Origin of the sequence: Herminiimonas sp. KBW02 (assembly GCF_003852535.1) — a bacterium.
Classification (GTDB): domain Bacteria; phylum Pseudomonadota; class Gammaproteobacteria; order Burkholderiales; family Burkholderiaceae_D; genus Oxalicibacterium.
Window position 1 is genome coordinate 428120 of the sequence record NZ_QAJP01000004.1, and the last position, 24886, is coordinate 453005.

The window sequence follows — 24886 nt, forward strand, 5'->3', positions numbered from 1 at the left end:
TACGCCGTTTGCCGCGTTACCCGCGGCAGTCGTGCATGTTGATTATTGACGCTACCGCGTCTGGATTTATGACTAAAACAAGCCAAGCCTACACTCGCAAGACCGACGCCACAAAAGCCCCTCCACTACCGGGCAGACTCGTGCGGCTTCTGTCCGAAGCACGCTGGTTGATACTTGCCGCTCTGACCTTATACCTGATCCTGATTTTCCTGACCTATTCGCCGGTTGATCCGGGCTGGTCGCACGCGAATGTCGTGAGCAAGCTGAATAACCTCGGCGGCCGTGTCGGTGCCTGGATGGCCGATTTGCTGTTATTCATTTTCGGCTTATCTGCGTGGTGGATTTGCGTCTTCCTGCTACGCCATGTCTGGGTTGGCTATCGCCGCCTGTCGCAACGCTTTCTGCTGAAAAAAGAACCAGAGCCTGAACATCATCAGGAAGGTTTGATCCGCGGCATAGGTTTCTTCCTGCTGATGACCGGTAGTGTGGCGCTGGAATATTTGCGCATGCACTCGCTCAAGGCGCAGTTGCCACGCTCGCCAGGCGGTGTGCTGGGTGAGTTGATCGGTAGCGCCGCACAAAGCACTTTCGGCTTCATGGGCGCGACGCTGTTGCTCCTGCTCGTGTTTGGCCTCGGCTTCAGCCTGTTCTTCCATGTTTCGTGGCTGGGTGTCGCTGAACGCATAGGCGAAACCATAGAGCTGGCTTTCCAGGCTATCCGTAACCTGTATGGTGCACGTGAAGATCGCAAGGTCGGCGTGGTGGCAGCGGTCAAGCGTGAAGAAGTCGTCGTCAACGAACGGGCGAAGATCGTCGACGCGCCGCCTATCCGCATCGAGCCGCAAATCATCGCCGTGCCGAAATCGGAACGCGTGGAAAAAGAACGTCAGGTTTCCTTGTTCAACGATTTGCCGGATACCAATCTGCCGCCGCTGTCCTTGCTGGATGAAGCACCGCAATCGCAGGAAACCGTCAGCATCGAAACCCTGGAATTCACCAGCCGCCTGATCGAGAAAAAACTCTCCGACTTCGGCATCGTCGTGAAAGTAGTCGCGGCATATCCTGGCCCGGTCGTCACGCGTTATGAAATCGAACCGGCCACCGGCGTTAAAGGCAGCCAGATCGTCGGTCTGGCACGTGACCTCGCGCGTTCCTTGTCGCTGACTTCTATCCGTGTGGTGGAAACCATACCGGGTAAAAACTACATGGCGCTTGAGCTGCCTAATCCTAAGCGCCAGATTGTGCGCCTGACCGAGATCGTCAGCTCCAAGGTGTACAACGATAGTTCGTCCAGCCTGACCGTCGCGCTGGGCAAGGATATCGCCGGTAATCCGGTGGTCGCCGATCTCGCCAAGATGCCGCACTTGCTGGTGGCGGGTACCACCGGCTCCGGTAAATCGGTCGGTATTAATGCAACCATCCTCTCGCTGCTCTACAAATCCGATCCGAATCAGGTACGCCTGATCCTGATCGATCCGAAGATGCTGGAGCTGTCGATTTACGAAGGCATTCCGCATCTGCTGGCACCTGTGGTCACCGACATGCGCCAGGCTGGCCATGCGCTGAACTGGGGCGTCAACGAGATGGAACGCCGCTACAAGCTGATGAGCAAACTCGGTGTGCGTAACCTCGCTGGCTACAACACCAAGATCGCCGAAGCGGAAAAGAACGAACAAAAAATACCGAATCCTTTCAGCCTGACACCGGACGCACCGGAACCACTGGAAAAACTGCCGACCATCGTCATCATCATCGACGAATTGGCAGATCTGATGATGGTGGTTGGTAAGAAGGTCGAAGAACTGATTGCACGTATTGCGCAAAAAGCGCGCGCGGCTGGTATCCACCTGATCCTGGCAACGCAACGTCCGTCGGTAGACGTCATCACCGGTCTGATCAAGGCGAATATCCCGACCCGTATCGCATTCCAGGTCAGCAGCAAAATCGACTCGCGTACCATCCTCGACCAAATGGGGGCGGAAGCACTGCTGGGGATGGGTGATATGTTGTACATGCCGCCTGGCACCGGCCTACCGGTACGTGTGCATGGTGCCTTTGTTTCCGACGATGAAGTGCACCGCGTGGTTGATCACCTGAAAGCACAGGGTGAACCAAACTATATCGAAGGCATCTTAGAAGGGGGCGTTGCTGAAGACGGCGACTTGTCACTCGGTGCCGAAGGTGGAGCCGGTGGCGAAGCGGATGCCTTGTATGACCAGGCGGTGGCGATCGTATTGAAGAACCGCCGTGCATCCATCTCGCTGGTGCAGCGCCATTTGCGCATAGGCTATAACCGTGCTGCGCGTCTGCTGGAGCAGATGGAGCAAAGCGGTCTGGTCTCCACCATGCAATCCAACGGTAACCGGGAAATCCTGGTGCCGGCTGGAAATACTGCTGAATAAAGGATGGTATGAAGCAATCGCAATCTCTTGTTACAAAATTCTTTGCACCACGTACTTTGCTCGTGAGTGCCTTGCTGCTGGGTGCTGCTTTGGCAGTGCCACGCTACGCTCACGCTGCTGCGCTTGAACAGTTTAAATCGTTCGTCTCGTCCACCCAGGCGGCGCGCGGTGAGTTCACGCAGCAACTGGTGAAAGTGGAAAGCGGTAACACCAAGGTCTCGAACAAATCGACGGGTACTTTCACCTTCGCACGTCCCGGCAAATTCATCTGGACTTATCAAAAGCCGTACGAGCAATTGCTGCAGGCTGACGGTGACAAGCTCTACATCTACGATAAAGATTTGAATCAGGTCACGATCAAGAAGCTGGGCGATGCGCTCGGTTCTTCGCCTGCTGCCATCCTGTTCGGCAGCAATGACCTGGAAAAGAACTTTACGCTGAAAGAAGCAGGTAGCAAGAATGGACTGGAGTGGCTGGAAGCCACACCTAAAGCCAAGGACACTACCTTTGATCACATCGGCATCGGTTTGCGTAATGGCGTGCCGGAAGCGATGGAACTGCGTGATTCGTTTGGCCAGATATCGTTGCTGACCTTTACCAAGTTTGAAAAGAACCCGCCTATGCCGGCGAATCAGTTCAAATTCGTGGTGCCTAAAGGCGCTGACGTTTTTCAGTAATTGCTCAATGCTGCCGTTGACGGCAGCCCTGTAAAATAATCGCGACGCCAGTTGAAATATTCGACTGGCGTCGATTTCATTCTTACTCTCGATTTTTTAAGTCAGGCGTTATGCGTTCCATCCCTCTTGCCGAACCACATGCGTTGATTTGTGGAGATGTTCAACATGTCTGATTTGTTTGCACGCGAGCCTGCTGCGCCACTGGCGGAAGCACTGCGCCCCAAGACTCTGGACGAGGTAGTCGGGCAGTCGCATTTGCTGGGTGAGGGCAAGCCTTTAAGATTGGCCTTTCAGTCAGGCAAGCCGCATTCCATGATCTTCTGGGGCCCTCCAGGTGTGGGTAAGACCACACTGGCGCGACTCACCGCGAGTGCCTTCGAATGTGAGTTCATCGCTCTGTCTGCAGTGTTCTCCGGCGTGAAAGACATACGCGCGGCGATGGAGCAGGCCGAACAGAATCTTGCGATGGGCAAGCACACCATCTTGTTCGTGGATGAAATTCACAGATTCAATAAGTCGCAACAAGACGCGCTGTTGCCATATGCAGAAAGCGGCCTGGTCACCTTCATAGGCGCGACGACTGAAAACCCTTCGTTTGAAGTGAATTCGGCGCTCCTGTCACGGGCCCAGGTCTATGTACTGAAGTCGCTGACCGACGACGAACTGAAGCAACTGCTGCAACGCGCGCAGGAAAAAGCACTGGGTGACCTGCAGTTTGACGAGCAGGCGACGGATACCATTATTGGTTATGCGGATGGTGATGCGCGCAGATTCCTGAACCTGCTGGAGCAGACGAATACGGCGGCCAATACGACCGGCACCAAGATAGTTACAGCTGATTTCCTGCAGAATGCATTAACCCTGAATTCAAGGCGCTTCGATAAAGGCGGCGATAATTTCTATGACCAGATTTCCGCCTTGCATAAATCCGTGCGTGGTTCGCATCCGGACGCGGCACTTTACTGGTTGACGCGCATGCTGGATGGCGGTGCTGATCCGCGTTACCTGTCACGGCGCATCGTGCGTATGGCGTGGGAGGATATAGGTTTGGCTGATCCACGGGCGATGCAGATCGCCAATGATGCAGCACTGACCTATGAGCGACTGGGTAGCCCGGAAGGGGAGTTGGCGCTGGGTCAGGCGGTCATCTATCTGGCCGTTGCGGCAAAAAGCAACGCGGGTTACAACGCGTACAACCAGGCTCGTGCGTTCGTGAAGCAGGACAAAAGCCGTGAGGTACCTGTGCATCTGCGCAATGCCCCGACCAAGCTGATGAAAGAACTGGGCTACGGTCACGAGTACAGATATGCGCATGATGAGCCGAATGCTTATGCCGCTGGCGAAACCTACCTGCCTGATGACCTGGACGAACCAGGCTGGTATCAGCCGGTGCCCCGAGGTCTTGAAATCAAGATCGCTGAAAAGCTGACTCTGCTGAAAAAGTGGGATGACGAAGCCGGGGAATAAGGTCGGCATCCATGTCATTTTGAGTGGATAAGAAAATAAAAAGCCAGTCTGCGTGACTGGCTTTTTTAATCACCCTATCAACTTGGTTTACGGTGCATTTAAAAAATCACCTCTTTCCATACGCCCGTCTGCACCATAACCACCACAGAGACCGTGATAAAACCCTGAATAAGTACCTGGTGCTTGCCCAGGTGGAGGAGGTGGAGGAATACGGCCAGCGAACTTTGTCGTCATCGATCCCATTTCACTTGTATAACATGCGTAATACATCACTTGGCCATGCCATATCAAACCATTGCGACTATTGGCTCCTATCGTTTCCAAGCCACCATTTGGGCACTGGAAAGCAGCAGAGCTGTCAAAGAAGTTCTTCGTTTGTCTTGGGTTGAGTACGCAAAATGCAATGACCACAGGTTTACCGCAATTGTTCGCCAGCTGGTTGCCACGCAAACTGATGCAGGAGTTGGCATTATTCTTGTAGGGCTTGCGTTGCGATTGGCTCTGCTCTGGCGTGACGCCCGGGGAGCCGCCAACAGGCGTGTTATTCGCATAGGGATTCTGGCTACTTGTGCTGACAGCGGGCGCTACTGCAGCAGGAGTCGGGCTAGTCGCAGATGTGTTTCTTTGTGGCGCCTGCCTGATCGGATTTGCGGCTGTATAAGCGGCACCTGCACTGCCAATAGCACCGATAATCGCAGGTGACACGGCTGCTATTTGTTGGGCGGCAGCATGGTCTTCTTGAGATTCTTTGAGTCGAGCGCGCCAATTCGCCGCATTGCTTACTTCTTCCTGTCTTTTTTCACTCAGGAATTTTAAACATAAGGTATCTTTTTCAGCCTGGCATTTTGGCGTTTGCTTATCAAGATACGCGACGGACTCTGCAGCTGCAGCATGCATTTGGGAATAGTAACGACGTGTTTCAGCAGGGGTGCCGCTTGTTTGTGTAACGGTACGCTTATAGATGTTGCTGATAACGGTATCTACTTGTCTTATGTATTCCTGATTTTTGCTGATTTGATTGACGATATTGGGATTTTTTTCAAATGGATTTTCACGCCCGGCAATTTTGTAGGCAGTCGCAGCCGTGCCCTTTAAACCATCTTCTGTGCATATGAAAGTCTGATACTGGGCGGTGATATAGGTTCTCTGATTTGGCAGGCAGGCCAATTCAAATTGCTTAATAACTTCTTCAGCCCTGCCATTCTCAAGCAGGCATTGAGAAAATGATTTTTTTCCGTAGTTATAGCCACTGGTAGCAATTCTCGCAACCTGGTTGTGTAGATCTTTGACGTCAAGATACTCGGCTTTTAATTTGTCATAAGATTTAATCGCTGCATCGCATTTGCCCGCTCCGGCAAGTTCTTTTACCTTATCTCCAAGGTCATATCCTTGGCGCCAATGTGGTGTCTCGCAGGCGGCAAGGAGCGCCAGACATCCGGCAATTGCAATGAATTTAATTGAACGATTCGAGTTGGCGGCGGGCTTCTTCATGTCCTCTGTCCTCTCATGGCTATTAGAATTGTTGTCACTTGGGCACCAGGTTAAACGCTAGCATAGATTGAATGGCGCACACTCTTTCCGTAAGATTTTTTGCGATGCATAGGATTGCTGGTGTTGCCTAAGGTCAATAAATGAAAGGGCCGGGCAATCACCTGCAGGACGGGTATGGAACTTTGAGCGCAGAGCGTCAGGCAAGCGGGTGTAAACACGCTTGCTCTTGAACTCTCAGTTAGGGGACGGAAAAAACAGGTGCTTGAAATGCGGTTTTTTTACTGTTTTTCGTTACGACGTATCCGGATTTGCTTCAGGAAGGAATAAGCAGCGCCAATGCTGACACCTGCAAGCACGCCATAGCCGAGGCTATGACCGGAATTCAGGAACTGAAAGCCGCTCCAGATGGCCAGGATGAGGGTAATGACCAGTCCGACGATCAGGACGGTGAGGGAAACCGGGCGGGGTGTGTTCGGATCTTCCATGATTCTGCTTGCTGAGTTCGTAAAGTACGGCAATGGTAACGCAGGCCGGGTGGCGAGGGCTGGTTGGCGATGAATTTTTCCGGCTACGTTGGAATCGGCTTGCGGCTTGGTACAATCTCCACTTAACTCATCTTTTAGTGTTTTCCCATGATAGACATCCAACTTCTTCGTAAAGACATCGATAGCGTTGCCGCCCGCCTGGCTGGTCGCAAGTTCAAGCTCGACGTCGCCGCCTTTAATGCACTGGAAGCGGAGCGCAAGCAGATCCAGTCCAGTACCGAAGACCTGCAAAACAAGCGTAATACGCTGTCCAAGCAAATCGGTGCCTTGAAAGGCAAGGGCGAAGACACATCAGCAGTGATGGCGGAAGTAGCCGGTATTGGCGACGAGTTGAAAGCATCGGCGGCACGCCTGGATGTCCTGCAAGCGAAAATCAGCGAATTCATGCTGTCTATCCCTAACTTGCCGCATGAGTCGGTACCGGTCGGTACGGATGAAGCGGGCAATGTGGAGCTGCGCAAAGTCGGTACGCCCCGCAGCTTTGATTTTGAAATCCGCGACCACGTTGACGTCGGCGCTGCGCTCGGCCTGGATTTCGATGTGGCGGCCAAGATTACCGGTTCGCGTTTCTCGGTCATGAAAGGCGGCATCGCACGCCTGCACCGCGCACTGGCGCAATTCATGCTGGATACGCACACCGCAGAACACGGTTATACCGAGTGCTACACCCCTTACATCGTCAATGCAGATTCGCTGCAGGGTACCGGTCAGCTGCCGAAGTTTGAAGCTGACCTGTTTGCAGTGAAAAAAGGCGGCCAGGAAGGCGAGGGCGAAGCGCTCTACCTGATTCCTACCGCTGAAGTACCGCTGACCAATATCGTGCGCGATGAAATCGTTGCCGGTGATGCCTTGCCTATCCGCATGACCGCACACTCGCCTTGCTTCCGTTCCGAGGCTGGCAGCTACGGTCGCGACACGCGCGGCATGATACGTCAGCACCAATTCGATAAAGTGGAAATGGTGCAGGTAGTCCATCCTGAGAAATCTTACGAAGCGCTGGATGAGATGTGCGGCCATGCCGAAAACATCCTGAAAAAGCTGGGCCTGCCTTACCGTGTGATTACGCTGTGTACCGGCGACATGGGCTTTGGCGCAACCAAGACTTACGATCTGGAAGTGTGGTTGCCGGCGCAGAATACCTACCGCGAGATTTCTTCGGTATCGAATTGCGAAGCCTTCCAGGCGCGTCGCATGCAAGCGCGTTTCCGCAATGCGCAAGGCAAACCGGAATCGGTGCATACATTGAATGGTTCAGGCCTGGCGGTTGGCCGTACCCTGGTCGCCTTGCTGGAAAACTATCAGCAGGCAGATGGCAGCGTCACGATTCCTGAAGTGTTGCATCCATACATGGGCGGCTTGCAGCGTCTGGCGCCACAAGCCTAAAAGCAGATCAGGCGACGAGCTCCTGCGCGGCATCGTCGTCATTCTGCTTTTCCATCGCATAAGGTCCCTGGCGACGGTCTATAAACAGACTGTTACCAGGGATTTTTTTCGCCTGCTTTTTCGCGTCGGCAGTAGCGGCAGCAATCTGATGGTGTGAACCATAATGGCCTGGTTCCACTTTCACCAGGCCGAGCGAGACGGTGGCGAGAGTATGGAAGACTTGTTTGCCGCGACGGTCTTCACTGATGTAGCCGCCGCGTTTGCGATCTTCGGTGCAATAGAAATCTGGGACTGCCACCACGAAGGCATCAATGATGGCGCGGCAGCGTTGTTCCCAGTCTTCACTCTGGAACAGGATGATGAAATCGTCGCCACCGATGTGACCAACGAAGTCTTTTTGCGGATCGCAATGGCCGCTCAGTATCTTGCCCGTCAGGCGCAACATGTCATCACCTTTGCGATAACCGTAAACATCGTTATAGGGTTTGAAGTGATCAAGGTCGATGTAACAGGCACAGAAGCGCGTACCGTTTTCCAGTAAGCGGTCTATGTGTTCATCGATAGGCACATTACCCGGCAACAGCGTCAGCGGATTCGCATAGCGCGCAGCATTGATCTGCATCTGTGTAATCTCGCGCATCAAATCATGCGCATTGCCCATACCCATGTAACGGCCGTTGTCAGTGATGATGAAGCCGTTAAACAGATGATGGCGATCTGCATCGACTATGATCTGACTCAATGCATGCAAGGCGGTATTCTTGTCCGTGATCAGCGGATTGGCATCCATGAACAAGGTGCAGGACTTCTTGCCATGCAGCTCGCGCAGGTAAGGGCGGGCGAAGCGGTCAATCAGGTTTGCACGTGTAATCAGTCCGACTGGTATGCCGTTCGATACGACGGGAATTACTTCCAGTGTCGGATCGTTGTTGAACATTTCATAGATACGATTGTTGTGTACTTCCGGTGCCACTGCTGTCACGCTGCGTAGCAACTTCATCGCAGTCAGCATCTTGTGACCACGGCCATTTTCATGCGGGTACACAGCGACGCCATTGTGGCGCAACAAATTGCGTAAATCGATGGAGAGGGTAGTCGCAGGACTGGCATGCGGGCGGGCGATCTTATAACCCTGGCCATACACCACGCCGAGATCGCGGATCATCAGCAACTCGGCATCGGTTTCTATGCCTTCGGCAATCACGATGGTGCCGGACTTCTCGGCGATCTCCTGGATTGAGCGGACGAATTGCAGCTTGATCGGATCAAGGTTGATGCCTTGCACGAAGTGCATATCGATCTTCACGTATTCCGGCCGCAGCTCGGACCACAGGCGGAGACTGGAGAAGCCTTCACCCAGATCGTCGATCGCGATACGGAAGCCCATCGCGCGGTAGTGTGTCACTGCTTCGCGCAGCAAGTCGTAATCGTAAGTTGGCTGGCTCTCGGTCAGCTCGATAATCACGCGCTCCGGATTGATCCCGACCTCATGGATATAACCCAGGGTTTCACCATGTTTGACGTCAGGCTGGATCAGGCATTCAGGGCTGACGTTGAGAAACAGCTTTCCCGGCAGGCGCAGCTCCGCAAACTTCTCAAGGGTGATGCGACGGCACAGATGTTCGACTTCGACGCTGAGATTACAGGCGCGGGCGACCTTGAACAGATTCAAAGGAGAGTGCAGCGGACTATCGGACGGGCCGCGTATCAAGCCTTCATAACCAATGATCTCGCCGCTTTGCATGCGGATAATGGGCTGGAACAGCGGAGTCAGCTGGCGATGTTCAATGACTTCCTTCAGGCGCTGTACGAGATGATCCGCAGCCTGATCCGTGTCCTCATGCTGCGCAGTAGTTTTGGCGGCGGATGACAAATGAGCCTCCTTGGTTTTGAACCGTAAGGGCTGGGGCAAAGAAATAGCTGATAGCGCCCATGCTTTCTCGGCTAGCGGATACCTTCGTGTCTTGCTTGGCTGTACAGGGGAAAAGAACATCTAAATGACTCTTGGCTTGGTAGCTGCATATGCGGAGCGGATTTATCTCTGCCGAATATTACTGGCCAATTATGACAAGATGATGATAGGAAACATTATTCTTTTGATAATTTATTTGGTGTGTTGTGAATAGCGTTGTGGTGTGAAGTCAGAAATTTTTTACTTAGTGCTTCAACAAAGTGAAGAGAAGGTTTCCCGTCGCGCAAGACTCTGATATAATTTTTTGCTTCGCGGTATTCGACCATCGCGGAGGCAGTATCCAGGAGAGGTGGCAGAGTGGTCGAATGTACCTGACTCGAAATCAGGCGTACGGTTTTCCCGTACCGTGGGTTCGAATCCCACCCTCTCCGCCAAGATTCAATAAAAAAGCCCGCGCAAGCGGGCTTTTTTATTTGGCGTAGAGGAGCAGGCCAAAAGTTTGGCCTGCGCGTGGGATTCGAAGGGTTGCGCTTGCAAGCGCAACCGCGGCCTGCAGAATGTAGGCGAATCCCAGTCTCTCCTCTCACTGGCAAGACTCAATAAAAAGCCCGCGTAAGCGGGCTTTTAAAGCTTCCACAAAAGGAGAAAGTTCACATGCGCGTGGAGGTGTCGCTCTACTTTTTCCAGTTTAGTCCTTGTGAGCGTTCTGATAAAAATTGAAACGAATCCATTACGTCTTCTTCATCGTAATTACTGAAGTTTGCTAGCGGAAATCGGACAAGGAATATTGCTAATTCATATCGATCTGAAAGTAGTATAGATTCCTCTGCTTCTTGGCTGCTATGCCATACGCCTGGCGCGACACGTATGTTTGTATTGATACCGTCAATAAGACGGCCACAATTTAATCTTTCAATTGCTGAATCCGGCACTGGTGAGCCTGGAGACAAGTAAGCACCCAGTTTACGAGCAGCCGGGCTAGGATATGACCAACATATAAAGTCATCACGGCCTACCACGAGCATGGCTGCTTCTTCTGTAAATTCAAGCCACTTCAGTGTTGTCGCTGTTAGCGATGTACCGTAATGTTTAGCACAATGACTCAACAAATTTAATGTGACGGTTTCTCCTACGATTTGTTTTCGAAAGTCGTCGAGGGGCATTAAAAGATAGCCAGCGAACTTGTTTGCTTCTGCCTCTCTTTTGCGGGAGTTTTTACTTTCATAATCTAATAAAGTGTCTTGCCCGCATTTAAATTCGTTAAAAAGGTGACGGTGTAGAAAGTAATGGCCCAGTTCATGAGCAAGAGTAAAGTTCAGCCGGCCTGGAACTTCAACAGTTGCATCGTAAAGTATTACCCAGTCAGTTTTGGATTCTCGTTTAATGAGCATCCCTTCGATACCTGATACATCATGCCCCTTTATTTTCGAAATAGGATCTGGATAGCGAGTTGTGTATTCGCTGGCGATCAGACTCACATTAATAGGGAATGACATTCCCATTTGTTGCCAAATGGTTGCTAATCTCGATCCCCACGCATAAGGGGTATTGGGTTCAGTCATCGTCGATGACGTCTAAGATAGCTTTCAATTTTGCTTTTTTTTCTGGGTCTAATTGTTCAAATCTGCGGAAAAATACTTTGTCAGTATCCGATTCAGAAGAGTTTTCTCTCTTGTCGTCAAGTAAGAACTCTACAGTTACGCCAAAAACTTCTGCAATCTTAGTAATTTTGTCTGCGGATGGCCTAACTACTGGCCGATTCTCTAATTCCCAGATATAGCTCTTACTAGACTCAGTAAGTTCTGCAAGTTTCTCAAGCGTTAAATTTAGACGCTTTCTTTCCGCTCTAATCTTTTTTCCTAGCGGAGTTGCAGGGTTCATCAACTTCTAATCTCCTATTAATACTCAAATCAATAAGTTCAGAGTATCGATATTTATTTTGCTTGACAAGAAAATTCTAAGGGGGCACACTATTTGTGCGTCTAGTCCGAACTTTTAGATGCAATCTTCCAACTTTATGAAAGAAATAGCTATGAAAGAACCAATCGGTACTACAAGAACTACAGGGCAAACTTGCCCGGAAAGCGGAGTTTGGGCAGTCGTTGGAACGCCAAGTACAACGGGTCCGTTCGCGAAAGGTAATACTTTTCCTCCGTATAGCGGGAAAAGTGTGACTTGGAAATTGGCTGCCTACGCTTAATTAAAGCGTTCTTAGGTGGTGGGAAAAGTACTGCCTAAGAACGCTACTTTGTGACATCTAAGATAGGAGGATGTATGAAACAAAACGGATTTGATGAATTACAGAAAAAACTAACCAAGCTGGCAGATAACGCCAAGAAATTGGATGGAGCAAATCAGGTGCCTTTAAAGGATCTTCTCTCGGATGCTTTTATTAAAAGACATTCGGCATTTTCTGATGTTGATGAATTGTTTAAAACTAGTGGTTTTGCAGTGGAGTCTCAAGAAGATTTCGCTGCAATTCCAGATACAGAGTGGGATCAATTTATTGAGAAGTCTACTTCTTTTTCGTCGTGGAATGACATGTTGGGAGCTGCAATAAAAGAATGGACAAAGAAGCAGCTCGGCCTTTGATAATCGGTAGATTTGCCTACCAGATCTTATAAGAAATTGAGGAATGCGTCACAATTGATACGACCATAAGAAGAATACCTGTGCCGAACGTTACAAGTTGAGACCAAAATAATTTCCAAGTAATTTTCCCCAACTTTTGAGATGTGGGGCGTTGTGTTGACGTGAAGCTTTCATCTGTCTTTTGATCACGCCTTTTGGCTATTTCAGTCGTTATACGGAAATCACGTAGCCTATTGATTACCACTGCAATGCCAAGCGCTATAGAAAGTAGAATAAAAAAATCGCAGCGGTATATAGATACTTTCCGCACCTTATGGGCACAAAATCGGGGTTGAATAAGAGAGAAATTTGGAAGCCAAGCGTGGCAATTGCGAATCCAAGAATGAGATTTATTGAATACGTAAGCTGTCCAATTGTTATGGCTTGCCATCTAACGAAACTTTGATTTTGATTATTATTTGATTGCATGATTGCTTGCCTATAAGTGGTTGGTGTTATACGACAGAATGTAAATATTTGATTCTGAGACTTTCAAGTAAGCGCATTGTATTCGCATAGATCCATAGTGTGCGATGATGTAAAAAAGCCCGCATAAGCGGGCTTTTCCATATTCAATCTACGCGTCAACAATCAAAAATTAGCCCGCAGCGTAACCATCACATTACGCGGATCACCGTAGTAATTGGCTATGCCGGTAGGTGCATATTTTTTGTAGTAGACCTTATCAAACACGTTGTTCACGTTCATTTGTATTGAGTAAGTCTTGTCGAAGCGGTAGCCGACCATGGCGTTGTACACCGCGTAACCACCCTGACGTGCGGTGAGGACGCCGGAGCGGACGTAGGAATTACTTTGCATCTGTGCGCCGCCACCGATGGTCCAGCCTTGCGTCTCGCCACCGATACGGTAGCTGGTAAATACACGCAACAAGTGTCGCGGATCTATGCTGCGTAGCGGTTGCCCGGTGTTTGCAGCCGTGTCCTTCAGGTACTTGGTGCGGGTATTGGTATAGCCCGCCATCATTTGCCAGCCTGGTGCCAGCTCACCGGACACTTCCATTTCCCAGCCATCGCTGCGTTGCTTGCCACCGGCGACACGACAGTAACCAGTGGTGTAGTAAGGCAGGCATGGGCTGTACGAGCTGGTGTCTTCTACTGCTTTGCCGTTGTTGTTGATACGGAAGATGCCCATCGATGCATTGAGGCGGCCATTAAAGAATTCGCCTTTGATACCGGCTTCATAATCCTGGCCGGTTACCGGTGGCAGGATGTTGCCATTGATATCCTTCGCGTCTTGCGGTGTGAAGATTTCGGTGTAGCTTGCATAGGCGCTGAGCTGCTTCGAGAAGTCGTAGATCACGCCAGCGAAAGGTGTGATTTCCTTGTTGACTTCATAGTTGCTGGCTGCTGTACGTGGTGCCTTGTAATCCCACCAGCTTACGCGTGCGCCGAGGATAAGCGTGAGCGGATCAGTGAGCGAGAGGCGTGCTGTTGCATACGCGCCTTGCTGACTGGTAGTGGAAGGTGCACCTGTGCCTGTGATGGTCGGGAAGGTTTCCGGATAGCTGGTGTATGGATCCCAGTTACGGATGTCGATGCCAGCAAGTTTGTTCTGGTTACCCACGCCATTGGTTGCGACCGCTTTGTTGCGTAGCGATTCAGCGCCAACGATCAATTCATGTTTGCGACCGAACAGCGTGAACGGTCCGTTGGCGCTGGTTGCCAATGCGAGCTGATCACTGGCATCGCCGGTGTACATGGATGTTGTGACGTCAAAGATGTAAGGATTGGTGGTGCTGGCGCGTGTGAAGTAACTTTGCTTGAAACCGTTATCCTTCATGCGCAGGCGGGTGTATGCCGCACTTGCCTTGACAGTCCAGTCATTGTTGAAGCGGTGTACCAGTTCGGTCAGTGCTTGCTGGTTGTAGCGGTTCCAGGTATTCCATGCTGCGCCCAGATACATGTCGCGCGGCAGATTCAATGGTGTACCGTCGAAGTTGCTCGGCAGGTTGCCCCATGCACCAGTCGCATTCAGGTCTGTGTGCTGCAGGCTGGCGGTAAGGGTGGTACGCGGGCCGAGGTCGGCTTCGAGTACGCCGTAGAACACCTTACGGTCTTCATGCCGTGCTTTCTGGAAGAAGTCTTTCGAGTCATCGACTGCGACTACGCGCCCGCGCAAGGTACCTGCTTCATTCAATGGTCCGGAGATGTCTGCTTCGAGGCGACGGCGATCCCAGGAGCCCAGCGTCAACGCGGCTGAAGCCTGGAATTCCTGAGTAGGACGTTTGCGCACCATGTTGACTGTGGCTGACGGATTACCGGAGCCACGGATCATGCCGGATGCGCCGCGCAAGACTTCAACCCGGTCCAGCACCGCGGTGTCGGGTTGCACAAAGATGGAGCCGCTCTGGTTCATGGTGAGCCCGTCTATTTGCAAGGCGTCGATCTGAAAGCCGCGCGAGAAATAGGTGACGCGTTCACTATCGGTGTAGTCCACGGTGACGCCGGGCGTGTTTTGCAGCACGTCGGTGAGATCCAGCAAGCCACGGTCTTCGATTAACTGGCGTGTCAGCACCGTGACTGGCTGCGGTGTTTCGCGCAGGGTCTTGGTTGATTTGCCTACCGTTGTGCCACGCGCAGCGTAGGAACGGCTGCCTTCCGAATTGGCGTCGAGTGCGGCTGCAGTTACCGATACAGTCGGGAGGGTGGTGTCGCTGACGTTGTTGGTCTGGCGGCGTACTTTGTAGCCACCGTTAGCGCCGGGTATCGCTTCCAGTTGATGTGGTGTTAACAGGATGTGCAAGCCACTGGCGACACTTTGTCTGCCCTGCAAGCCTGCGCTGCGCAAACCACTGGTCAGCGCAGGATCGATGGCGATCATCACACCTGCCGCACGGCCGAAGCTGCCTAGTACCTGATCCAGCGTACCTGCGGGAATATTGTATTGCCGCACATGGTCCGACTGTACTGCCGCATCCGGTGTACCTTGCGCCATCGCCGGAACCAGGGCGGCGCTACCCAGCAGCAAGACACCGCACAGTGCGATGCGTGCTGCATGCGCAATCGGAGTCAGGGTGAGTGGCAAGGGACGATGCAGACGGGCATCGGGCTGGTAGTGCTGGGGCATGGTGTTTCCTTTTCGTATCAAGCTGAAGGTGCGGTGCTGCTGATATGTGCAGCACCTCTATCCTGGTTGATGCGCGAAATCGGTAAACCTGCCTACACAATTGAAAATATTTTTTATCCGGAACGGATCGCTGCCGCGCAGTGCCTTAAGTCTGTGGGCTGGCCACTATCGTGATCCAGTAACGTGTGATGCTGCGCACCTGCAAGGGCAGGGTTTCTTCCAGCAATGCCAGTACGCCATCCGGATCCTGCAAGGGGTAGGAACCGCTGACCAGCAAATCGGCCACGGCCGGATCGCAGCGCAGTATGCCGGGGCGATAGCGATCCAGTTCGGTGATGAAGTCGGCCAGGCGCATGCGCTCGACGACCAGTACGCCATCTGTCCATGCCACGCTGCTGTTATCAAGCGCAAATGGGGTTAATGCCGTAATGTCGGTGAAATGTGTTTGTTCACCGGCGTTGACGCGCTGGCTGCTGCCGTCACCGGGGGTGATATTGACCGCGCCTTCCAGCACTGCCACCGCGGTGGTGGATGGGCGCTCGTTGTAGCGGACTGTGAAACGCGTACCTATAGGACGGATATGACCATTGCCGGTAACCAGTTCAAACGGCCGACCTGCATCGTCCTGCGCAGTTTCGATCATGATCTCGCCGCGATGCAGGATGACCTGGCGTAATTCATCATTGAAAGATACGTCGATAGCGGTCGCTGTATTGAGCATGATGCGCGTGCCGTCTGCGAGGACGATTTTGCGTTGTTCACCAGTGCTGGTCTGATGCCCGGCCATTGCGGTTTGCCAGGCTGGCTGTTTGCGTACTACGGCAGCGGTGCCGCCCAGGAGTGCCAGGCCGAACAGCGATTTCAGGATGACGCGACGATTGCTGCGCGCGCTGTTACGCAATACCGAACGTAATACAGGTGGCGCCAGATAGTCGCCGCCACTACGCAAATCCTGCCCCAGTGTATGCAGGCGTTGCCACGCTTGTTCATGTCTGCTGTCTGCTTCACGCCAGGCCGCACATGCGCGTCGATCCGAGGGACTTGCAGTGCCGGACTGCAGGGTGACGAGCCAGACGATCGCTTGTTTGACGATGGTGGAATCGATGACGGTGTCATTTGTGTCATCGTGTTCGGCGTGCGGCGAAAAGAGTGTACGTATGTGCATGGAAGGGCGATGCGAGGATGTATTTTGCTCAAGCGGCATAGACGGCTGCATAGCAATGCTGAAAGGCGCGGATCATCGATTTCTGCACAGCGTTGACGGACATGCCGTATTGCCCGGCGATCTCTGCATATGTCAGGCCATCCAGTTGCGCCAGCAGGAAGATCTCACGCACGCGCGGCGACAAGCCATCAAGTACACGGCTGATCGCAGTCAGCGCTTCGACTACCAGCATTCTTGCTTCAGGCGAGGGGGCGGTATCTTCCGGCATGCCGGCCAGCGCATCCAGATAGGCGCGCTCTAATGCAAGTCGACGAAAGTATTGTGCGGTGAGACGGGAAGCAATGGTCGTGAGATAGGCGCGCGGTTCACGTATCAGTTCTTCGCTACGTGCTGTTAACAGGCGTGTGAAAGTGTCTTGCGCCAGGTCGTTGGCGTTGTCCGTATTTCCCAGCTTCCGGCGTAGCAAGCCGACCAGCCAGCCATGGTGATGGCTGTATATGTGGGCGACTGAATCGGAATGACTGGCGGGATGCACGGTTTGCTCCAGGGTGTGATGCCTGCGCGGCATCATTAAGCTGGCTTGCAATCCGGGAGAGCGCTGGCTGTGCTTTGTTGAGAATGATTCTCATTATTGCAAGATGTCACTGCAACGTCAATTTGTATAAGGATTTGTGTTGCGTGAGGTGTACAGACGTCGGGTGCGGGCGTGTCATTGTTTGCAAAATGAAACACTAGTGCTGCATGACGGGATCAGCGGAAGCAAGGATGGGGTGGGTGGCGCGCAAAAAAATAGGGCGGCTCCGGTAAGGAAGTCGCCCCAAAGAGTATCGAAGGAAAAGATGCAGCTTGAGTATCTCTGAATCTTTTTTGCTTGACGATCCCATGTACATGGGATTTTTTCATTTATTTTTCATTTTTTTATTTGTCCTCTGATGTATTTCTTCATTTTGAGCAGGACTGATAATTTCTTTCAGATCAAATGCTTAGGGTACTAGCCACACGGTTATCCACAGGACTGTCCACAGAATTCGGGGATAAGTTTTTTGTGTGGATAATTTAATCTGTATGCCGTACAGATTATTGACGTTGCAGGCATAGGATATGTTTTAGTTGCCGTGTACGGAGATGAAAAGCGCATTAGAAAAAACATGGGCCGCCTTGTTGCCAGGGCAGCCCGAAGAGACATCAATGGAGTTGTAATTTGTTGTGATTATCGGGTGTCTCGCTGGCAATAGCGATCCCATGTGTATGGGATATCGTCGTTTTATTCACACAAATTAAATTCGTCATAGTCCTGGTTTTGTACGAATAGCGGCATCGGATCTGCAAATGCCGTCCATGTTAGGATGGTCAGGCTGACAAGGAGACAGAGATGCCATCTGAAAAAATTGGTGAGTATGAAGTCGAATGCTCCGCCGTCGCATTGATAGGCGCACCAGGTTGGGTCGCGCATCTGTCGATTTACGGACATTCAAGCAATCCTATGCACAGGAATAATGTATTTCCCGATCAGCGCGTATCGCTGGATGCCGTGTTTTCCACCAAAGAAGAAGCAGAAGCCGAGGCGCACCGGGTTGCGCTGACGATGTTGACGCCGGGCGGCAACGGCGCACGTCCACACTGATGTAAGCAACGCAGCACTGTTCTTCCAGTTCTCACTATGTAAATGCTTGTGCAATGAGCGACGCACACTTATCTGAGGAGTGAATCATGAGCCGGGTGCCTGATACTGTTTATAAGGGATATGAAATTTTCACCATCGTTGTGCCGGTAAGCGAGGGGTTGTGGTCGGCCACCAGTGAGATTGAAATTAACGGCGCACAGGGCGAAGAGATATCGCAAGGTTTTGCCGGTCCCTTTGAAGCACATAGCCGCGACGCCGCCAAGGAAATGGTGATCGCGGAGACCAAACAAAAGATCGATGACTTGCTGGCGCGCCCGGTTTGAGTTGCACAGTTCCTGGCGTAAGCCTTGCTAGTAGTCTGCATCCGGATAGGCCTGAACGAACGTACGCGAATCATGGTGCGTATGCCGTAAGCGCTTATCCATATGCAGACGCCGGGCGGACAATTGCCAGCCGGTGGTTTATAGTCGCCTGTTACACGTTTTTTTCTGTTTATTTCTATGACTGATCCACATACCGCCAGCGCCGTCGTCGAACCTTTGATACAGGTCGGCATGTCGCTGCCTGAAATTAAATGGCCTTACCTCGTCAGCCTGACGCGCCTGAGTCTGGCACTGGCTCTGGGTTTGCTGATCGGTCTCGAGCGTGAGCGGCGCGGCAAGGAAGCAGGGCTGCGCACGTTTTCCCTGATTGCGCTATTGGGTGCAATGGGCGGCACGCTGGGTGATAACTATGCTTATCTGATCCTGTTCCTGGTCGGTATCCTGACGGTGTTCCTGAATGTGCAGCGTTTGCGTACCGATGACAGTAGCGAGCTGACGACGTCTGCTGCGATGTTGATTACCTGCGTCGCCGGTATCTTGTGCGGCAAAGGACATACCGCAACGCCGGCTTCGATTATCGTCATTGTTACCGCACTGCTGGCGTGGAAAGATCGCCTCACCGGCTTTAGTCTGGGCCTGACAGAAAATGAAATGCGTTCGGCCCTGTTGCTGGCGATTCTGGCGATTGTGATTTACCCGGCCCTGCCTGCAGGCGCGATAGGCCCATGGAATCTGATAGAACCGCGTGCGGCGTGGGTGACGGTGATCCTGATTGCCGGTATCGGCTTCGTCAACTATGTGTTGTGGAAGCTGTACGGCACGCGTGGCATCGTGATGACGGGTTTCCTCGGCGGCCTGGTGAACAGTAGTATTACCGTGAGTGAACTGGCTTCGCGCGCGCGCGATAACCAGCGCGATACCGTCAGCGCGGCGTATCGCGGTATTTTGCTGGCAACGGCAGCGATGCTGATCCGTAACGGTGGCTTGTTGCTGATACTGGCACCGGCGGCGGCGTTCTCGGCATCGATACCTTTCGTGCTGATGCTGGCCATCAATGCGATCTGGTTCTTCATTGATACGGATACCGTGAAGAAGACAGCAGAGACGCAGACACAAACCGTTGCGCTGCCTTTGCCGTTCTCTTTGAGCGCGGCCCTGAAGTACGGCCTGCTGTTCCTGATCCTGCATATCGCGGGTGTGATCGCACAACAAGGTTTTGGTGAAGCCGGTTTCTATGCGGTCAGCCTGATCGGTGGTGTAGTTTCCAGCGCCAGTGCGGTGGCCGCCGCTGCCAGCCTGGTAACGGGTGGTTCTATCCCTGAGCATGTTGCTTCGACAGGGGCGGTGATCGCTTCACTGGCAAGTGTGCTGATTAACTTGCCACTGGTGTTGCGCGCGCATAATCGCGGACTGACTTTGCGCCTGACGATTGCCATGCTGTCGATTTCGGTGGTCGGTATCGTCGGTGCGTTTGTGGCGAAACCTTTGCTCCGTTTTCTGGTGGAAGCATTCCCGATGTTGTCGCAATTCAATTAGGCCCCGGCGCTTGCCGTTGTGTACAGGCAAGCAGCTTGCATTGGCCTGATACAGCGTTATATGAATTTGTGACTATGCAAATAATTAATTGATCCTTGGGTTATATGTTGCGGTGCAGTATAGTTGCACTGTCTCCTCCAACTCCCCAAGAATTGGATTCAGCCCGCTCCCACAAGGACGCGGGCTATTTTTTTGTCTGTGCCGTGGGAAATATTTGCAAAAGGAAATTAATGTTTCCTGCTGCAAACGAAATGCTTATTTTTATTATCTTTTTGTCAGTGTCATCTCACACGAGAATGGGATATGCACTGATTTTGATATGGCGCTGCTGATGCAATGATGAAACCGTGGAAATATTGACTATCCAGGGAGGAACACATGGCACAGACTGCTAACCTTCGAAATTCCGTAGCAAATCGTCAGATTCTCAACTCCAATGCGATGGTCGCGTTACGTATGAAAGACGGCGTTGCGTACGGTGCCCTTAAGCACAGACCGGTTGCACCGCGGGCTTTGGCCGGTTTGCATGGTCATCATCCGCAACATAACGGTTTGCTGGCAGCGTTGCCGGAAGCAGACTTTGCGCGCTTGTCGCCACATCTGGAATTCGTCGATATGCCTTTTGGCACGACCATATGTGCAGCCGGCGAGCAGATGCAGTATGTCTACTTCCTCACCAGCAGCATCGTATCCCTGCTGTATGAAACTGCCGACGGTGCGTCATCCGAGACCGCAGTAATCGGTTACGAAGGCGTGGTGGGCGCAGATGTCTTTATGGGTGGCGGAGCGTCCCTGCACCGTGCTTTTGTTAAAAGCGCCGGTTACGGTTTCCGCATCAAGGCTTCTATCCTGATCGCAGAATTTGCGCGCGGTGGCGCCTTGCAACAACTATTGCTGCGTTTTACGCAGGCATTGTTTACGCAAATGGCGCATACCGTTGCTTGCAACCGTCACCACACCATCGTGCAGCAACTTTGTCGCTGGCTGGTGCTCAGCCTGGATCGTCTGCCCGGCAACAAGATCAGCATGACGCAGGATCTGATTGCAAATATGCTGGGTGTGCGACGCGAGAGTGTGACCGAAGCTGCGCGTAAATTGCAGGATGAAGGTTTGATTCAATACAGCCGTGGCCAGATTACCGTACTTGATCGTGCCGGGCTGGAAGCGCATATCTGCGAATGCTATGCTGGTATCAAGAAGGTGTATGAGGGCTTGTTGAAGAACTAGCATATTGTCAGATCAGTGCTGCGTATCAGCGTATTAAAAAAGCCCCGCATGCGGGGCTTTTTTATGGTCGTCAACTGCGGTTCTTATCTCAGAGGCTGAGGTTGATGTTGTGGCTGCGCTTGTGCTTGTGGTTCAGCGACAAAAATTTCAACGCGGCGATTGCGTGCGCGGCCTGCTGCATCACCGTTGCTGGCGATCGGTTCACGGCTGCCACGGCCGTCAACATGAATGCGTTGCGGTGCGACGCCACGGCCGGCGAGGTAATCGCGGGTACGCGCAGCACGGTCAAAGGACAACGGGTTGTTGATGGCGTCGCTACCGGTGCTATCGGTATGGCCGATGATGGTAACGGTTGCTGTCGGATTTTCTACCAGGCCGGAAGCAAAACGATCGAGGATAGGTTGCAGGCTAGGATTGATATCGGAACGGCCGGTAGCAAATGAAATGTCGCTAGGGATTTCCAGCTTCAGGCGATTGTCGGCAGTCTGGCTGACTTGTACACCGGTGCCCTGGGTTGCCTGTTCCATTGCACGTTTTTGATTTTCCATGCGGCTGGACCAGACGTTGCCGGCTACCGCGCCGATCACGCCGCCTATCGCTGCGCCTCCTGCGATGTTGCGTGAACCGCCGGTGATGCCGCCGAGCAGTGCGCCCACGCCGGCGCCTATACCTGCACCTTGTGCGGTACCGCGTTCGGTTTCAGACATATTTGCACAGCCGGAGAGGGCTAATACTGCGGCAAGGCTGCCGATCATTAATGTGCGCATGATGATTCCCTTATAGAAGATATGGTTTAACAACGCGTAATGAGTATTCGTTGGGCAGGTACACGCCGCAGCGCCGAACATTCATCATAATGCAGTTTGCGGCAAATGACAGTGCAGTTCTGCATCGCGTATCCATGTGCAGCATCAGAGATTTAAGAGATGCTGATACAGCGCCAATAACGGTTTTTCACTACGATACGTTGACACGCGGCTTAATAATTCAAGAGGGAACTATTCCAGGTCAGGAATGTCGTTGTTGTATATTTTGGGACCAAAAGTTTGGACGAAAAAGAGGCCACGAGCGTGGCCTCTTTTTTATTGCCTTTACTTGACGATCAGATTGTTTTTAACAGCCTGTACGCCTTTGACACTACGCGCAACGCTGGTTGCTTTCGGAATGTCTTGCGCCTGTTTGACGAAGCCGCTCAGTTGCACCGTTCCTTTGAATGTTTCGACGTTGATTTCGGTCGCTTTCAAAGTCGGCTCATTCACGATGGCCGCTTTTACCTTGGTCGTGATCCACGAGTCATCAAAGTATTCGCCGGTGCCTTCTGTTTTCGAGGTTGATGCGCATCCGACGACAGCTGTCAGCATAACGGCGGTAAACAATGCGGTCATCCATTTCGATTTGGATTTGTTCAGAATCATAATTTACTCTCCGGTTGATTTTATCGACACGGGACAGAGGTCCGATGCAGATGGTTGGGTATCAGTTACGACGCAATATTGTCGTCGTCGATGGAAAGAGATTACTGATCTGCAATGAGGGGGTCTGTACGTTAGCGTACACAAGATCAAAATGACAATTGTTTGCAGCTGTATACCCATTTTATTGCTGCAAGGAATCTATGTTTTGTTTGCCGGTATTAAAAAAGCCCCTGCACCGCATAGCGCAGGGGCTGTCTGATCAGATCAGTGATATCCGGATCATTTCCAACCTTAGTCACACAGTTGCTGTGGTGTCCTTTGATTGTAAGCGGCAACGAAGGCATCGAAATCACCGCACTGCGTGCGTTCCATTTCTTCCTGTTCGGCAATAGAAGTTTGGGCCAGCGCATCGAAGTAGTCGTTTTCTTCGGCATTTAAAGGACGCGCGCGGAAGTACTCAGCGTGTGTCACGCTTTGACGCAAGCCGAATTGCTCGAATGATTTATCGGTCGCTTGCAGTTCGGCCAGCACACGCGCTGATGGCGTCAGGCTGGCGTCCAGCAGTTTTTCTTTTTGCGCTGCCAGCGCTTGTGTATGTTGCTGATCTCCGCGTTGCGCATCCAGCAGGTCGGCGGCAGACTGTATCTGCGCCAGTAATTCGAGGCCCCAGTCTTGCAACTTGATCGGTGCGCCGTCGCGTTGCAGGAGCAGGCCCGGACGTCGGCCTTCTTTTACGGTACGGGCAAAGTTTTCGGTGCGCTCACGATTGTTTGCTTCATCCGTAAACGGGCTTTCATCCAGTGCACAGAACAACAGGAAAGCGTCGAGGAAGCGTGAGGTCGGCAGGCTGATGCCGAGCGGTTCAAACGGATCGATATCCATGCAACGTACTTCGATGTACTGTACGCCGCGTGCGCACAATGCTTCGACCGGACGCTCGCCGCTATTGATTACCCGTTTTGGACGGATGGTTGCGTAGTACTCGTTTTCGATCTGCAGCAGATTGGTGTTGAGTTGTATCCATTCACCATCGCGGCGTGTGCCTATCGCTTCATATGCCGGGTAGGGCTGGCGTACTGCGCGCGACAGGCTGCGCATATAGCTTTCCAGATCGTTGTACGGCGGCATCAGTCCGGCTTGCGCGTTGTTCTGGTAACCGAGGTCGCTCATGCGCAAGCTGGTTGCATACGGCAGGTAAAGCGTATCGTCGGACAAGGTTTCCAGCTCATGCTGGCGACCACGCAGGAAATGTGTGGACAGTGCCGGGGATGCGCCGAACAGATACATCAGCAACCAGCTGTAGCGCTGGAAGTTGCGGATCAGTGAGATATAGCTTTCGGATTGGTAGGACTTGTCGTCGAGCGGGCTGGCTTCATTCTTTTTGATGACACGCCATAGATCTTCCGACAGCGAATAGTTGTAGTGCAGTCCGGCGATGCATTGCATCGCTTTGCCGTAGCGCAGTGCCAGGCCGCGGCGGTACACATGCTTGATCATGCCGATATGCGAAGTGCCGTACCAGGCGATCGGTATATCGGCTTCTTCCGGTAGTGTGCACGGCATGGACTGGCTCCACAGCAATTCATGGTCCAGCCTGGTATAGACAAAACGGTGGATGCGATCCAGTTCTTCCAGCGCGGTAGCGACATCGTGCTCGGCCGGAGTAATGAATTCCAGCAGTGATTCCGAATAGTCAGTCGTGATTTGCGGATTGGTCAGCGCCGAGCCTAGCGCGCGTGGATGCGGCCCCAGTGCGAGCTGGCCTTGCGTGTCTACGCGCAGCGTCTCCCGCTCTATGCCGCGGCGTCCCTGATTCAGCAGGCCGCGATGCGCGTCGCCTGCGAGTAGAGCGAGTCGGCGCGTGTATAAATTGCTCAATTGGTGATCCCCTATCGATACTTCCGCCATTTCAAGCGCGGTAACTTTGGCGGAAGAATAACCGAAAATCGGAAACGAGGTGGGACAGTGAAGTTTTGTGTGAGCGCAAAAAATGTGCTTAAT

The 24886-nt window shown here is 52.4% G+C and carries 20 protein-coding genes and 1 tRNA gene; 10 read left to right on the forward strand and 11 right to left on the reverse strand.

The window, feature by feature from the left end:
* Positions 1-68: 68 nt before the first annotated feature.
* The 3 genes from DBR37_RS06370 (at position 69) to DBR37_RS06380 (ending at position 4546) form a co-directional block, all read left to right on the forward strand.
* The gene (locus DBR37_RS06370) at positions 69-2402 is read left to right on the forward strand and encodes a DNA translocase FtsK (RefSeq protein ID WP_199739052.1); all 2334 of its coding nucleotides are present in this window, start codon (positions 69-71) and stop codon (positions 2400-2402) included.
* An 8-nt stretch (positions 2403-2410) separates the two neighbouring features.
* Entirely contained in the window at positions 2411-3079 is a 669-nt protein-coding gene (gene lolA, locus DBR37_RS06375) for an outer membrane lipoprotein chaperone LolA (protein WP_124573631.1), read from the forward strand.
* Between the two features lie 165 nt (positions 3080-3244).
* Positions 3245-4546, forward strand: coding sequence for a replication-associated recombination protein A (locus DBR37_RS06380; protein WP_124573632.1), 1302 nt, complete (start codon positions 3245-3247; stop codon positions 4544-4546).
* Positions 4547-4633: 87 nt separating this feature from the next.
* Here DBR37_RS06380 and DBR37_RS06385 read toward each other — a convergent pair whose 3' ends face one another.
* Together DBR37_RS06385 and DBR37_RS06390 are read right to left on the reverse strand one after the other, a co-directional pair.
* Positions 4634-6037, reverse strand: coding sequence for a hypothetical protein (locus DBR37_RS06385; RefSeq protein WP_124573633.1), 1404 nt, complete (start codon positions 6035-6037; stop codon positions 4634-4636).
* Between the two features lie 278 nt (positions 6038-6315).
* Positions 6316-6522 carry a hypothetical protein gene (locus DBR37_RS06390; RefSeq protein WP_124573634.1) on the reverse strand — a complete coding sequence of 69 codons (207 nt, stop codon included), beginning with the start codon at positions 6520-6522 and terminating at the stop codon, positions 6316-6318.
* 147 nt (positions 6523-6669) lie between these two features.
* Between DBR37_RS06390 and serS the strand changes: the two genes are divergently transcribed.
* Entirely contained in the window at positions 6670-7965 is a 1296-nt protein-coding gene (gene serS / locus DBR37_RS06395) for a serine--tRNA ligase (RefSeq protein ID WP_124573635.1), read from the forward strand.
* A gap of 7 nt (positions 7966-7972) precedes the next feature.
* Here the strand turns inward: serS and DBR37_RS06400 are convergent, their stop codons facing one another.
* Entirely contained in the window at positions 7973-9958 is a 1986-nt protein-coding gene (locus DBR37_RS06400; RefSeq protein WP_124573636.1) for a GGDEF domain-containing protein, read from the reverse strand.
* A 262-nt stretch (positions 9959-10220) separates the two neighbouring features.
* Here DBR37_RS06400 and DBR37_RS06405 point away from each other — a divergent pair.
* A tRNA-Ser gene (locus DBR37_RS06405) sits at positions 10221-10311 on the forward strand.
* A 240-nt stretch (positions 10312-10551) separates the two neighbouring features.
* On the opposite strand, the gene DBR37_RS06410 is transcribed toward DBR37_RS06405, so the two are convergent.
* Complete coding sequence (locus DBR37_RS06410) at positions 10552-11439, reverse strand: ImmA/IrrE family metallo-endopeptidase (RefSeq protein WP_124573637.1); 888 nt, start codon at positions 11437-11439, stop codon at positions 10552-10554.
* Positions 11432-11758, reverse strand: coding sequence for a helix-turn-helix domain-containing protein (locus tag DBR37_RS06415; RefSeq protein ID WP_124573638.1), 327 nt, complete (start codon positions 11756-11758; stop codon positions 11432-11434). The genes DBR37_RS06410 and DBR37_RS06415 overlap by 8 nt, the downstream gene beginning before the upstream one ends.
* A gap of 393 nt (positions 11759-12151) precedes the next feature.
* On the opposite strand from DBR37_RS06415, the gene DBR37_RS06425 reads away from it, so the two are divergent.
* Positions 12152-12469, forward strand: a complete 318-nt coding sequence (locus DBR37_RS06425) for a hypothetical protein (RefSeq protein ID WP_124573640.1) — start codon at positions 12152-12154, stop codon at positions 12467-12469.
* A 630-nt stretch (positions 12470-13099) separates the two neighbouring features.
* Here DBR37_RS06425 and DBR37_RS06430 read toward each other — a convergent pair.
* The 3 genes from DBR37_RS06430 to DBR37_RS06440 all read right to left on the reverse strand — a co-directional run bounded on the left by DBR37_RS06430 (position 13100) and on the right by DBR37_RS06440 (position 17331).
* On the reverse strand, positions 13100-15595 hold the full coding sequence (locus DBR37_RS06430; protein WP_124573641.1) for a TonB-dependent receptor: 2496 nt from the start codon (positions 15593-15595) through the stop codon (positions 13100-13102).
* 145 nt (positions 15596-15740) lie between these two features.
* The gene (locus tag DBR37_RS06435; protein ID WP_124573642.1) at positions 15741-16760 is read right to left on the reverse strand and encodes a FecR domain-containing protein; all 1020 of its coding nucleotides are present in this window, start codon (positions 16758-16760) and stop codon (positions 15741-15743) included.
* Between the two features lie 28 nt (positions 16761-16788).
* A complete protein-coding gene (locus DBR37_RS06440; RefSeq protein WP_370454232.1) occupies positions 16789-17331 on the reverse strand; it encodes a sigma-70 family RNA polymerase sigma factor in 543 nt (180 codons plus the stop codon).
* 801 nt (positions 17332-18132) lie between these two features.
* On the opposite strand from DBR37_RS06440, the gene DBR37_RS06445 reads away from it, so the two are divergent.
* The 4 genes from DBR37_RS06445 (at position 18133) to DBR37_RS06460 (ending at position 21470) form a co-directional block, all read left to right on the forward strand.
* Positions 18133-18384 carry a hypothetical protein gene (locus DBR37_RS06445; RefSeq protein ID WP_124573643.1) on the forward strand — a complete coding sequence of 84 codons (252 nt, stop codon included), beginning with the start codon at positions 18133-18135 and terminating at the stop codon, positions 18382-18384.
* An 86-nt stretch (positions 18385-18470) separates the two neighbouring features.
* Positions 18471-18707: a hypothetical protein gene (locus DBR37_RS06450; RefSeq protein ID WP_124573644.1), complete on the forward strand. Its 237-nt coding sequence runs from the start codon at positions 18471-18473 to the stop codon at positions 18705-18707.
* Between the two features lie 177 nt (positions 18708-18884).
* Positions 18885-20243, forward strand: coding sequence for an MgtC/SapB family protein (locus DBR37_RS06455; RefSeq protein ID WP_124573645.1), 1359 nt, complete (start codon positions 18885-18887; stop codon positions 20241-20243).
* Positions 20244-20621: 378 nt separating this feature from the next.
* Complete coding sequence (locus tag DBR37_RS06460; protein WP_199739053.1) at positions 20622-21470, forward strand: Crp/Fnr family transcriptional regulator; 849 nt, start codon at positions 20622-20624, stop codon at positions 21468-21470.
* Positions 21471-21553: 83 nt separating this feature from the next.
* Here DBR37_RS06460 and DBR37_RS06465 read toward each other — a convergent pair whose 3' ends face one another.
* From DBR37_RS06465 to gshA, 3 genes are all read right to left on the reverse strand, one after another.
* On the reverse strand, positions 21554-22237 hold the full coding sequence (locus tag DBR37_RS06465) for an OmpA family protein (protein WP_124573646.1): 684 nt from the start codon (positions 22235-22237) through the stop codon (positions 21554-21556).
* Between the two features lie 324 nt (positions 22238-22561).
* Positions 22562-22885, reverse strand: a complete 324-nt coding sequence (locus DBR37_RS06470) for a BON domain-containing protein (protein ID WP_124573647.1) — start codon at positions 22883-22885, stop codon at positions 22562-22564.
* Between the two features lie 291 nt (positions 22886-23176).
* Positions 23177-24763 (reverse strand): glutamate--cysteine ligase, encoded by a 1587-nt coding sequence (gene gshA, locus DBR37_RS06475; protein ID WP_124574179.1) that lies wholly within the window; start codon positions 24761-24763, stop codon positions 23177-23179.
* Between the last annotated feature and the right edge of the window lie 123 nt (positions 24764-24886).